At 74.7% G+C, this 12,846-nt stretch carries 10 protein-coding genes; all 10 read left to right on the forward strand.

Annotation, left to right across the window (positions count from 1 at the left end):
* Positions 1 to 122: 122 nt before the first annotated feature.
* Positions 123 to 1,784, forward strand: coding sequence for a carbamoyltransferase family protein (locus ACQEVC_RS28225; protein ID WP_432883289.1), 1,662 nt, complete (start codon positions 123 to 125; stop codon positions 1,782 to 1,784).
* Positions 1,781 to 2,806 carry a glycosyltransferase family 2 protein gene (locus ACQEVC_RS28230; RefSeq protein WP_432883292.1) on the forward strand — a complete coding sequence of 342 codons (1,026 nt, stop codon included), beginning with the start codon at positions 1,781 to 1,783 and terminating at the stop codon, positions 2,804 to 2,806. The genes ACQEVC_RS28225 and ACQEVC_RS28230 overlap by 4 nt, the downstream gene beginning before the upstream one ends.
* On the forward strand, positions 2,803 to 4,500 hold the full coding sequence (locus ACQEVC_RS28235) for an HAD-IIIA family hydrolase (protein WP_432883294.1): 1,698 nt from the start codon (positions 2,803 to 2,805) through the stop codon (positions 4,498 to 4,500). Before ACQEVC_RS28230 ends, ACQEVC_RS28235 begins: the two co-directional genes overlap by 4 nt.
* Complete coding sequence (locus tag ACQEVC_RS28240; RefSeq protein WP_432883297.1) at positions 4,497 to 5,468, forward strand: glycosyltransferase; 972 nt, start codon at positions 4,497 to 4,499, stop codon at positions 5,466 to 5,468. Before ACQEVC_RS28235 ends, ACQEVC_RS28240 begins: the two co-directional genes overlap by 4 nt.
* Positions 5,453 to 6,670 carry a glycosyltransferase gene (locus tag ACQEVC_RS28245; protein ID WP_432883299.1) on the forward strand — a complete coding sequence of 406 codons (1,218 nt, stop codon included), beginning with the start codon at positions 5,453 to 5,455 and terminating at the stop codon, positions 6,668 to 6,670. The genes ACQEVC_RS28240 and ACQEVC_RS28245 overlap by 16 nt, the downstream gene beginning before the upstream one ends.
* Entirely contained in the window at positions 6,667 to 7,377 is a 711-nt protein-coding gene (locus ACQEVC_RS28250) for a D-sedoheptulose-7-phosphate isomerase (protein WP_432891734.1), read from the forward strand. The genes ACQEVC_RS28245 and ACQEVC_RS28250 overlap by 4 nt, the downstream gene beginning before the upstream one ends.
* Positions 7,378 to 7,440: 63 nt before the next feature.
* Positions 7,441 to 8,910 carry a PfkB family carbohydrate kinase gene (locus ACQEVC_RS28255; protein WP_432883302.1) on the forward strand — a complete coding sequence of 490 codons (1,470 nt, stop codon included), beginning with the start codon at positions 7,441 to 7,443 and terminating at the stop codon, positions 8,908 to 8,910.
* Positions 8,907 to 9,599 carry an SDR family oxidoreductase gene (locus ACQEVC_RS28260; RefSeq protein ID WP_432883304.1) on the forward strand — a complete coding sequence of 231 codons (693 nt, stop codon included), beginning with the start codon at positions 8,907 to 8,909 and terminating at the stop codon, positions 9,597 to 9,599. The genes ACQEVC_RS28255 and ACQEVC_RS28260 overlap by 4 nt, the downstream gene beginning before the upstream one ends.
* Entirely contained in the window at positions 9,596 to 10,636 is a 1,041-nt protein-coding gene (locus ACQEVC_RS28265; protein ID WP_432883307.1) for a glycosyltransferase family 9 protein, read from the forward strand. The genes ACQEVC_RS28260 and ACQEVC_RS28265 overlap by 4 nt, the downstream gene beginning before the upstream one ends.
* Positions 10,637 to 10,839: 203 nt before the next feature.
* Positions 10,840 to 12,735, forward strand: a complete 1,896-nt coding sequence (locus ACQEVC_RS28270; protein ID WP_432883310.1) for an AMP-dependent synthetase/ligase — start codon at positions 10,840 to 10,842, stop codon at positions 12,733 to 12,735.
* Positions 12,736 to 12,846 lie beyond the last annotated feature (111 nt).

Raw genomic sequence — 12,846 nt, forward strand, 5'->3', positions numbered from 1 at the left:
CGGTTGCGGGCGCCGTCACGGAGATCGGTCGACAGTCGATCGAACTTAATGGACAATAGGGATTTTTAGGAAGACGCTGATCTTCGGTGTGGCGTGGACCCGGCCGGGGTAGAAGCGCCGTCATGCGCGTACTCGGGATCAACGCGATCTTCCATGACCCGGCGGCCGCACTGGTCGTGGACGGTACGGTGCTGGCCGCCGCCGAGGAGGAGCGGTTCAGCCGGCGCAAGCACGGAAAACGACCGGTGCCCTTCTCCGCGTGGGAACTGCCCGAACTCTCCGCCGCCTGGTGCCTGCGTCAGGCCGGCGTCGACCCGGCCAGCCTCGACGCGGTGGCGTACTCGTTCGACCCCGGGCTGTGCCGGGACGCGGCCGAACTCGGTCTGGCGGACCCGTGGGACTGGCTGCGGGTCGAGTACGCCGAACGGGCGCCGCAGTTCCTCGCCGAGGTGCTGCCCGGCCTCGACCCGGAGATCGTGCGGTTCGTGCCGCACCACGTCGCGCACGCGGCCTCGGCCGGCCTGGCCGCGCCCCCGGACCCGGCCGGCGCGACCAGTGCGGCGGTACTCGTGCTCGACGGGCGGGGCGAGACCGCCAGCCACCTGGGCGGGGTCTACCGCGAGGGCCGGCTGCGGCAGCTCGCCGCCCAGCAGTTGCCGCACTCGCTGGGCCTGCTCTACGAGGACCTCACCCGGCACCTCGGCTTCCTGCACTCCAGCGACGAATACAAGGTGATGGCCCTCGCCTCGTACGGTCAGCCCCGCCACCTGGGGCTGTTGCGTGAACTGGTCCGCACCACCGACGACGGTGGCTTCACCGTCGAGCGGATCGACTGGGCCTCGCTCGCCAAGGCCCGTACCCCGGACGGGGAGATGACCGGTGAGCACGCCGACCTCGCCGCCAGCGTGCAGGCCCGGCTGGAGGAGGTGATCCTCGACCTGGCCCGCTGGCTGCACGAGGCGGCCGACGGTCCGGCCACCCTGACCATGGCCGGCGGGGTCGCACTGAACTGCGTGGCCAACGCCCGCATCGCCGCCGAGGGGCCCTACCGGCGGGTGTGGGTGCAGCCGGCCGCCGGCGACGCGGGGACCGCCCTCGGCGCGGCGCTGCACCTGGACAGCGTGCTCGGCGACACCACCAGCCCGATGCCCGGCGTCGATCTCGGCCGCGGCTGGACCGACGAGGAACTGGAGACCGAGCTGCGCCGCGCGGCGCTGCCGTACCGGCGACCGGACTCGATCGCCGCCGAGGCGGCCCGGGTGCTGGCCGGCAACGGCATCGTCGCCTGGTTCCAGGGGCGTAGCGAGTACGGGCCGCGGGCCCTCGGCCACCGGTCGCTGCTGGCCCACCCCGGTGACCCGGACACCACCCGCCGGATGAACGACGTCAAGGGCCGTGAGCAGTTCCGCCCGATCGCGCCGATGGTCCGCGCCGAACGGGCCGCCGAGATCTTCGAGGGCGTGCTGCCCAGCCCGTACATGCTGTTCGTGCACCGGGTCGCACCGGTGTGGCGGGAGCGGATCCCGGCGGTGGTACACGTGGACGGCACCGCCCGGGTACAGACCGTCGACCCGGAGACCGAACCGCTGGTGGCGCAGATGCTGGCCGAGTTCGAGCAGCTCACCGGCCTGCCCGTGGTGGTCAACACCTCGCTCAACACCGCCGGCCGGCCGATGGTCGACACCCCGCGCGAGGCGATGGAACTGTTCGGCTCCGCACCGGTCGACCTGCTCGCCATCGGTCCCTACGCCGTGCACCGCGGCGACCTCGGAGCACAGCGGTGATCAGCGTCGTCGTGCCGACCCTCGGTCGGGACAGCCTGTCGGACCTGCTCAGCACCCTCGCCGGACAGGTGCACGACCGGCCGGGACTCGAGATTCTCCTGGTCGACGACCGGCCGGCCGGCGGCGCCGAGCTGGCTGTGCCGGGGGCCCTCGCGCCGTACACCAAGGTGCTGCGCGGACGCGGTGCCGGCCCGGCGGCGGCCCGCAACCTCGGCTGGCAGGCGGCCCGGCATCCCTGGGTGGCGTTCCTCGACGACGACGTGCTGCCGGCACCGGACTGGCTGGACCGGCTCCGGGCCGACCTCGCCGTGCCGGACCGGGTCGGCGGGGTGCAGGGCGTCGTGCGGGTGCCACTGCCGACCGATCGTCCGCCGACCGACTGGGAACGGGTGACCGCGGGCCTCGCCGACGGCGAATGGATCACCGCGGACATGGCCTACCGGCGAGCCGCGCTGGCTGCCGTCGGGGGCTTCGACGAGCGGTTCCCCCGGGCCTACCGGGAGGACGCGGAGCTGGCCCACCGGGTACGGCTGGCGGGCTGGCGGCTGCTCCGGGGCACCCGGACCGTCGTCCACCCGGTGCGGCCGGAGAACCGCTGGATCAGCCTGCGCGCCCAGCGGGGCAACGCCGACGACGCCCTGCTGCGCCGGCTCTACGGTCCGACCTGGCGTACCGACCTGGGCGTGCCGGCGGGACGACGCCACCAGCATGCGGCGCTCACCGGCGCTGCGGTGCTGACCGCCGTCACCCTGGCCGGCGCGGCGGCCGCCCGCCGGTCCCGGGCCGGCCGCCCGTTCGCGGCCACCGCGGCCCTGGCCGGTGCGGCCTGGCTGGCCGGTACCGCCCGGTTCGGGTACGCGCGGATCGCGCCGGGGCCGGGTACCCGCTCGGAGGTCACCACGATGTTGGTGACCAGCGCCGTCATTCCGCCGCTCGCCGTCGCCCACTGGGTGCGGGGCTGGTGGCGCAACCGGAACGAGACGCCGCGCCCGGTCCGGCGGTACCCGGGGGACCTGCGATGACCGGGCGGGAAGGCCGGCCACGTCCCCTCTTCGACGCCGTCCTGCTCGACCGGGACGGAACCCTGATCGAGGACGTGCCCTACAACGGGGACCCGGAGAAGGTACGTCCGATGCCCGGCGCCCCTGAGGCGCTGGCCCGGCTGCGCGCCGCCGGGCTGCGACTCGGCGTGGTCACCAACCAGTCCGGGCTGGCTCGTGGCCTGTTCACCGCCGCCGAGATGGGGGCGGTCAACGCCCGGGTCGAGGAACTGCTGGGTCCGTTCGACACCTGGCAGATCTGCCCGCACGGCGACGGCGACGGCTGCCGGTGCCGCAAACCCGCTCCCGGGCTCGTCGCGGCCGCCGCCCGGGCGCTTGGCACCGATCCGCGCCGCTGCGCAATGATCGGCGACATCGGCCGGGACATGACGGCCGCCGTCGCGGCCGGTGCCGCCGGCATCCTGGTACCCACGCCGGTGACCCGCCCCGAAGAGGTCGCGGCCGCCCCGTCGGTCGCCGCCGATCTCGCCGACGCGGTCGACCAACTGCTCCGCCGCCAGGCACTGCTGCGCGCCGCGCCGGCCACCGGCCGGCTGTCGACGGCCGCGTGGCGGGCCGGTGGGCAGCGGGGCACGGTGCTGGTGGCACGCAGTGACTCGGCCGGAGATGTCCTGGTCACCGGGCCGGCGATCCGGGCGGTCGCCGCCGGGGCAGACCGGGTCGTCATGCTCTGCGGGCCCCGTGGCCGGGCCGCCGCGCGGCTGCTGCCCGGCGTCGACGAGCTGATCGAGTGGCCACTGCCCTGGATCGACCCGGCACCCGCCCCGGTACAGCCGGAAGCGATGCGCGAGCTGACCGCCCGGCTCGCCGCCGTCGGCGCGGACCAGGCGCTGATCTTCACCTCGTTCCACCAGTCCGCCCTGCCACTGGCCCTGCTGCTGCGGATGGCCGGGGTACCCCTGGTCGGCGCGATCAGTGACGACTATCCGGGCAGCCTGCTGGACCTGCGCCACCGCGTGCCGGCCGGAATGCCGGAGCCGGAGCGGGCGCTGTCGCTGGCCGCCGCCGCCGGTTTCGAGCTGCCGGCCGGCGACGAGCCCACGCTGCGGCTGCGTGCCGACGTGCTGCCCGCGCGACCGCCCGTGGACGTCCGCACCGGCTACCTGGTCGTGCACCCCGGTGCGTCGGTGCCGGCCCGGGCCTGCCCGCCGGGGCGGTGCGCCGACATCGTCGCCGCGCTCACCCACGCCGGTCACCGGGTGCTGGTCACCGGCGGCCCGGGCGAGCGGGACCTGACCGCACAGGTGGCGGCGGCCGGCGGCGGCATCGACCTCGGCGGTCGTACCTCGCTGGGCGAGCTGGCGGCGGTCCTGGCCCGGGCGGCCTGCGTCGTGGTCGGCAACACCGGCCCGGCGCACCTGGCCGCGGCGGTCGGCACACCGGTGGTCAGCCTGTTCGCTCCCACCGTCCCTTTCGGACAGTGGGCACCCTACCGGGTACCGGTGGTACGCCTCGGCGATGCCGGCGCCGGCTGCCGGGACAGCCGCGCCGGCGTCTGCCCGCTGCCCGGTCACCCCTGTCTGGCCGGCGTCGACCCGGCCGAGGTGGTGGCCGCCGTCGACCTGCTGGTAACCCGGCCACTGCCGCCACCACCGCCGGCCGGGTCCGGCCACCCGGCCGGGTTCCACTACACGACACCGGGAGGAGCACGGTGAACATCCTGCTGTGGCACGTGCACGGCTCGTGGACCACCGCGTTCGTCCAGGGTAAGCACCGCTACCTGGTCCCGGTCACGCCGGACCGGGGGCCGTACGGCCTCGGCCGGGCCCGGACGTACGACTGGCCGGAGACGGTGCACGAGGTCGCTCCGGAGCGGCTCCCCGCCGAGCCGGTCGACCTGGTGATCCTGCAACGGCCGGAGGAACTGGAGCTGGCCGAGAAGTGGCTGGGCCGGCGCCCCGGCCGGGACCTGCCGGCGGTCTACGTCGAACACAACACCCCGAAGGGCGACGTACCGAACACCCGGCACCCGATGGCCGACCGCGACGACCTGCTCGTCGCGCACGTCACCCACTTCAACGCCCTGTTCTGGGACACCGGTGCCACCCGCAGCACCGTCGTCGAGCACGGCATCGTTCCGCCGACGGTCCGCTACGACGGCAGCCTCGACCGGCTGGCGGTGGTGACCAACGAACCGGTCCGTCGCTGGCGGGTCACCGGCACCGACCTCTTCCCCCACTTCGCCGCGGTCGCCCCGCTGGACGTCTTCGGCATGGGCGTCGACGCGCTGCCCGAGGCGGTCGGGCTGCCCGGCGACCGCCTCGGCACCTACGACCTGCCGCAGGCGCGATTGCACGAACAGCTCGCCCGACGGCGGGCCTACCTGCACCTGTGCCGCTGGACATCGCTCGGGCTCAGCCTCCTGGAGGCGATGACGATCGGCATGCCGGTCGTCGTGCTGGCCACCACGGAGGCGGTCGCCGCCGTACCGCCCGAGGCGGGCGTCCTCTCCAGCAACCTCGACACCCTGCGGGACGCCGCCGCGTGGTTGATCGCCGATCCGACCGCCGCGCGGGCGATGGGTGAGCGTGCCCGACAGGTCGCCACCACCCGCTACGGCCTCGACCGGTTCGTCGCGGACTGGGACCGACTGCTTCAGGAGGAGCAATGCGTATCGCGATGATCTCCGAACACGCCAGTCCGCTCGCCGAACTCGGCGGCCCGGACGCCGGCGGACAGAACACCCATGTGGCCGAACTCGCCGCGGCCCTGGCCGACCAGGGACATGACGTGCGCGTCTACACCCGACGCGACCAGCCGCAGCAGAGCCCGGTGGTGCCGATGCGGGACGGGGTCAGCGTGCTGCACGTGCCGGCCGGTCCACCCGAGCCGGTGCCAAAGGACGAGCTGCTGCCGTACATGACCGACTTCGGTCGGTGGCTCACCCGGCAGTGGCAGGACGGGCTGTGGCGCCCGGACGTGGCCCACGCGCACTTCTGGATGAGCGGCCTCGCCACGCTCGCCGCCGCCCGGCAGACCGGGGTGCCGGTGGTGCAGACCTACCACGCCCTCGGCACCGTCAAGCGCCGCCACCAGGGCCCGGCCGACACCAGCCCGCCGCAGCGGATCAGGTACGAGCGGATGCTCGGCCGGGCAGTCGACCAGGTCATCGCGCAGTGCCGCGACGAGGTGGCCGAACTGATCCGTATGGGCGTGCCGCAGTCCGCCATCACGGTCGTCCCCTCCGGGGTCAACCTGCGCATCTTCACCCGGGACGGTCCCGCCGCCGGCCGCGACCCGGGCCGCCCCCGGCTGCTGGGCGTCGGCCGGCTGGTCGAACGCAAGGGCTTCCAGGACGTCGTCCGGGCGCTGCGGATGGTGCCCGAGGCCGAGTACGTCCTGATCGGCGGCCCTCCGGCGGCGCGGCTCTGCGGGGACGGGTTCGCCAACCGGCTGCGTGCGCTGGCCGAGTCAGAGGGAGTCGCCGACCGGGTACACCTGGTCGGGTCGGTGCCCCGGGACGAGATGCCGCGGTGGTACCGGTCGGCCGACCTCCTCGTCGCCACGCCCTGGTACGAACCGTTCGGGTTGACTCCGCTGGAGGCGATGGCCTGCGGGGTACCGGTGCTCGGCGCGGCCGTCGGTGGCCTCGTCGACACGGTCGTGCCCGGCCTCACCGGCGACCTCGTACCGCCCCGTGACCCGAAGACGCTGGGTGCGGTGCTGCGCCATCTCCTCGCCGACCCGCAGCGGCGGCACCGCTACGGTCTCGCCGCCGTCGACCGGATCCGTACCGGCTACTCGTGGACCCGGACGGCGGCCCGGCTCGGCGCCGCCTACGCCGCCGTGTGCGGCACGCCCCAGACCAGCGGGGCGGTGGCCTGATGTCCGGGCAACTGCTTCTCGACGCGCACCTGACCCAGCTTTCCCGAGCCCTGCCGGGCTACCGCGACTCCGCCCGGCGCCTCGGCCGGTGGGGCGCCCACCTCGCCCGGATCCTGTCCGACGGCGGTCGTCTGCTCGCCGCGGGCAACGGCGGCAGCGCCGCCGAGGCCCAGCACCTCACCGCCGAGCTGGTCGGCAAGCTCCGCGACGACCGCACCCCGCTCTCCGCGATCGCGCTGACCGCCGAGACCTCCTCGCTGACCGCGATCGGCAACGACTACGGCTTCGCCGAGGTGTTCGCCCGGCAGGTACGGGCACATGGTCGACCCGGTGACGTGCTGCTGCTGATGTCGACCAGCGGTCGCAGCGAGAACCTGCTCGCGGCGGCCGACGCCGGCCGGTACGCCGGGCTGACCTGCTGGGCGTTCACCGGACCGGTGCCCAACCCGCTGGCCGACGCCTGCGCCGAGGTCCTGGCGGTGCCGTCGCCCGAACCGCAGGTGGTGCAGGAGCTGCACCTGGTCTCCACCCACCTGCTCTGCTCGTACGTCGACCAGGCCCTGTCAGGACTGCGGCCCGCCGGCCCGGGCCGACCACCCGGTGCCCGGGACGGTTCGGTGCCGCCGCCCAGACCGCACAACGGGCGCGGACCGTCGACACCGCGACGGCTGCTCAGCGTGCTGTCCGGCGAGGAGGCGTGCTCATGAGAGAGCAGGGCCAGCGAATCAGCCAGCTCAGCGAGTGTGTTCACGGCGAAGCGGGGTGCCGGCATGAGTGAGTTGCTTGTCGTGGTCGGGGACACCCTGCTGGACCGGGACGTCGACGGCCGGGTCGACCGGCTCTGCCCGGACGCCCCGGCGCCGGTCCTGGACGAGCAATCCGCCACCGACCGGCCGGGCGGGGCCGGCCTCGCCGCCCTGCTCGCCGCCGCCGACGGGCGGGAGGTCGCGCTGGTCACCGCGCTGGCCGACGACCCGGCCGCGGCTCGGCTGACCGGACTGCTCACGGCCGCCGGCGTGCGGCTCTACCCGCTGCCGCTGCCCGGCGCCACTCCGGAGAAGATCCGGCTTCGGGCCGGCGGCCGGACCCTGCTCCGGCTGGACCGGGGCGGTGCCGCCCAACCGCCGGGCGAACCACCGGCCGCCGCGCTGGAGGTCCTGGCCGGGGCGGGCGCCATCCTGGTCAGCGACTACGGACGCGGCGTGGCCGGACTGTCGGCGATGCGCCAGGCGCTCGCCGGGACCGCCGCGCCGGTGGTCTGGGACCCGCATCCGCGCGGACCGGCGGCCGTTCCGGGTAGCCGTCTCGTGACGCCGAACGAGGGGGAGCTGTTCCGGCTCACCGGTGACGCGGCCACCGGGCCGCGCCTGTCCGGGCTGGCCCGCGCGGCCCGGGTGCTGCGGGACCGGTGGCGTGCCGCCGCGGTCGCGGTCACGATGGGTGGGGACGGCAGCCTGCTCTGCCACAACGGCGGGGCTCCGCTGGTCGTACCGGCGCCGGTGAGCGCGGTCGGCGACACCTGCGGCGCCGGTGACCGGTTCGCCGTCGCCGCCGTCACCGCGCTGGCCGACGGGGCGCTCCTGTCGGAAGCGGTGCAGGAGGCGGTCCGGGTCGCCTCGACCTACGTGGCGGAAGGCGGAGCAGCCACGCTCGCCGGCCCGGCCGCCGGAGGACGGCCGGACGCCGCCGCCACGGGTGACGGCGATCGTCCAGCCGGCACACCCGGAGTCGACGGCGGCGGGCGGGAGGCCGCCTCCGCCGTCCTGGCGCGGGTACGCGCGAACGGCGGGACGGTGGTCGCCACCGGCGGTTGTTTCGATCTCCTGCACGCCGGCCACCTGGCCACCCTGCAGGCCGCCCGACGGCTCGGCGACTGTCTCGTCGTCTGCCTCAACTCCGACCGCAGTGTCGCGGAGCTGAAGGGGCCCGGGCGGCCGCTCACCCCGCAGGCCGACCGGGCCCGGCTGCTGGCCGCGCTGGACTGCGTCGACGCCGTCGTGGTCTTCGACGAGTCGACACCGCACGCGGTGCTCCGCTGGCTCCGTCCCGACATCTGGGTCAAGGGCGGCGACTACGCCCGTGGCGCCGACCCCGACCACCCCGACCTGCCCGAGGCCGAGCAGGTACGGCGCTGGGGCGGACAGACCGTGCTCGTTCCCTACCTCGACGGGCGCTCCACCTCCGGCACCATCGCCGCCGCCCGGGCCGGCGGCCGTCAACTCGCGGAAGGACGACGATGAACAACCTGACCGGCAAGGCGATCCTGGTCACCGGCGGCGCCAGCGGACTCGGCGCCGCCGTGGTGACCGCCGTGCAGAAGGCGGGCGGGCGGCCGTACGTGCTGGACCGGCAGGCACCGGCCGACGAGGTGCCCTGGATCGAGTGCGACCTCGCGGACACCCGCGCCGCCGAGCGGGCCACCCGGCAACTCGTCGAGCAGGCCGGCGGGCTCGACGGCGTGGTCACCGCGGCCGGCACCGACACGCCCGGGCGGCTGGCCGACGTACCCGCCGAGATCTGGGAACGGGTCGTCACGGTCGACCTGTTCGCCACCGCCGCGGTCGTCCGTGCCGCGCTGCCCGCGCTGGAACGCTCGCACGGCACGGTCGTCACCGTCGCCTCCACCCTCGGCGTCAAGGCGGTCGGCGACGCCACCGCCTACTGCGCCGCGAAGTTCGGCGTCGTCGGCTTCACCCGTGCCCTCGCCGCAGAACTGGCCGGCACGGTCGGCGTCACCCTGCTCATCCCGGGCGGCATGCGTACCGCGTTCTTCGACGGTCGCGACGAGCAGTACCGCCCCGGCGCGGACGCGGTACTCAACGATCCCGGCCACGTCGCCGACACGGTACTCTTCGCGCTCTCCCAACCGCCGGGCTGCGCCGTACGGGAGCTGGTGGTCTGCGCCGACCGGGAGAGCTCGTACCCGTGATCCTCGCGCTGCGCGCCCTCGGCATCGGCGACCTCGCCACCGCCGTACCGGCCCTGCGCGCGCTGCGGGCCGCCTTCGGCGGAGAAAGGCTGGCGCTCGCCGCACCGCGCTGGCTCGCGCCCCTGGTCGACCTGGTCGGCGGCATCGACGAGCAGGTCGACGTCGACGGGCTGGGGCCGTACCGGTGGCCGCCGCTGGCGCCGGGATGGGCGGTGAACCTGCACGGGCGCGGCCCGCAGTCGCACCGGTTGCTGCGCACCGCCCAGCCCCGGCACCTGATCGCGTACGCCTGCGCCGAGGCCGGACACCACGTCGGCCCGGTGTGGCGACCCGACGAGCACGAGGTGCACCGCTGGTGCCGCCTGCTCGACTGGTACGGCATCGCCACCGATCCGGATGATCTGGCGCTGCACCGGCCGCCGCCGGGCGACCTCCCGGTCGGGGTCAGCATCGTGCATCCCGGTGCCAAGGCCGCCGAGCGGCGCTGGCCGGCCGACCGGTTCGCCGCCGTGGCTCGGGAGCTGACGCGGCGGGGACACCGGGTCGCGGTCACCGGCGCACCCGGCGAGCGTGGCCTCGCCGAGGAGGTCGCCGCCCGGGCCGGGCTGCCCGGTTCGGCCGTCCTGGCCGGGCGCACCGACGTCGGTGCGCTGGCGGCGCTGGTCGCGCACGGCCGGCTGGTGGTCGCCGGTGACACCGGCATCGGCCACCTCGGCACCGGCTACGGCACCCCGTCGGTCCTGCTCTTCGGCCCGGTGCCGCCGGCGCTGTGGGGACCGCCGGTCGACCGGCCCTGGCACCGTGCCCTCTGGGCCGGCCCGGCGGTGGGGTGGCGGCACCCGCCCGCCGTTCCCGCCGCCCGGCAGCCGGATCCCGGCGCGTCGGGGCGGCCGGAACCGGAACCTGCGCACCAGCGGGGGAGACGACCGGCGGAGGCCGGGCCGCATCCGGCGCTGGTGGCGCTTGGCGTGGCGGAGGTCCTGGCGGCCGTCGAGGAGGTCGAGCGGGCGGGACGGGGGGCGGTCACCGCGCGCTGACGGGGCCGGGCCGGTCGGCTCGCCGGCGGGGGCTATCGGTGGCGGACGCGGTGGCGTGCCTACGCGTTCACTGAACCTTTTCGACCTGGACCGCGCGGCGCTTACGCACCGCGTCCGGCCTTGCGGTCCGTCGGACCGCAAGGGGACGTGGAAAAGGGTCGGTTTCGGAGTTCGCCGTCGTAGCGGGCCGTCGGTGCGACATCATGGCCGAAGCGGACCTTGGTTGCGGTGCGGGGCAGGGGCGGCGAGGGCGATTGCGAGGTGGCCGGGTGCGGGACGTGACGGCGGCGCCGCCGCTGACCGGTGTCGAACCGTCGGGCCTGGCCGAGGTCGTCTGGGACAACGCCCGGCAGGATCCGGAGGCGGTGCAGTTCGTGCGCCCGGATCCGGATCCTCGGTCCTGGCCGGCGCCGGGGGCCGGCAGCGACGGGGCCGTGCAGGTGTCCTGCCGGCAGTTCCGCGATGACGTGCAGGGGCTCGCGCGGGGGTTCATCGCGGCCGGGGTGGGACCCGGCGATCGGGTCGCGTTGATGAGCCGTACCCGCTATGAGTGGACGCTGGTCGACTATGCGCTGTGGTCGATCGGTTCGGTCACGGTCCCGGTGTACGAGACTTCCAGTCCGGAGCAGCTCGGATGGATGCTGTCCGATTCCGGTGCGGTGGGATGCGTCGTGGAGACCGCCGAGCACGCCGCGATGCTCGCCGACCTCCGCCCGGACCTGCCGGCGTTGCGGCAGGCGTGGCGGATCGACTCCGGTGACCTGATCGAGCTGGTCGGGCGTGGCCGCGCCGTCGACGACGCGCAGGTGGAAACGCGTCGTCGGGCGGTCACACCCGCAGATGTGGCGACGATCGTCTATACCAGCGGTACGACCGGACGGCCCAAGGGATGTGTGTTGACGCACCGCAACATCTCCTGCGACGTGGCCGTCTCGACCGCGGTGCTGTCGCAGTTGCTGCATCCTGGCGCGACGACGGTGCTGTTCCTGCCGCTCGCCCACGCGTTCCCCCGGCTGATCCAGGTCGGCATGGTGCGTACCCGGGCCACGTTGGTACACGGCGCCGGCACCGCCGGAGTGCTCGATCAACTGCGCCGGTACCGTCCGACGTTCATTCTCGCGGTCCCCCGGGTGTTCGAGAAGATGTACGCCCGGGCCCGGCAGACGGCCGACGACGCCCACCGCGGATGGTTGTTCACCGTGGCAGACACCGTTGCCGTCCGCCACAGCCGCGCGGTGCAGACCCGGCGCGGCCCGGGGCCGCTGCTCCGGCTGGCACGCCTGGTGTTCGACGCCCTCGTGTACCGCAAGCTACGCGCCACCCTCGGCGGGCGTTGCCGGATGGCGATCGTCGGCGGCGCCCCGCTCGGTGAGCGGTTGAGCCACTTCTTCCGGGGCGCCGGCGTGACGGTGCTGGAGGGGTACGGGTTGACCGAGACGTCGCCCGCGCTGACGGTGAACCTACCGTCGGCGACCCGGATCGGCACTGTGGGGCGCCCGCTCCCCGGCGTGGAGATCCGCATCGCCGACGACGGTGAGGTGCTCGCCCGCGGCGAGGTGGTCTTCGCCGGCTACTGGAACAACCCCGACGCGACCCGCGACACCTTCAGCGACGGCTGGCTGCGTACCGGCGACCTGGGCAGCATCGATGACGATCACTACCTGAGCATCACCGGACGCAAGAAGGAAATCCTCGTCACCGCCGCCGGGAAGAACCTCGCCCCGGAGCCCGTCGAAGAGCAGATCCGGCAACACCCTCTCGTCAGCCAGTGCATGCTCCTCGGCGACGATCGTCCCTACGTCGCCGCACTCGTCACCATCGACCCCCAGGCGTGGCCGCGTTGGCGCGCCACACACGGCCGACCCGACAAATCCGTCGCCGACCTGCGTGACGACCCGAAGCTCCGGCGGGAGATCCAGGCTGCGGTCGACCGGGCCAACGAGACGGTTTCGAGGGCGGAACAGGTGAAGACGTTCCGCATCCTGCCCCGGGAGTTCACCGAGGCCGACGGCGAACTCACTCCCACCCTGAAGATCAAACGCGACGTGGTGGAGGACCGCTACGCGGCAGATGTCGAGGCGCTGTACCGGGGGCACTGACCCCGTCCGGGCAGCCCGGCACCTCTACCGCGCGACCTCGGCGAGCAGGCGCGGCCCTGCGGCACCGGCCCGGACGGGCCCGCCGTCCCCTCGACCTCGACCGGGTGCCCG

Origin of the sequence: Plantactinospora sp. CA-294935, from assembly GCF_050936445.1 — a bacterium.
In the GTDB taxonomy this organism is placed as follows: domain Bacteria; phylum Actinomycetota; class Actinomycetes; order Mycobacteriales; family Micromonosporaceae; genus Plantactinospora.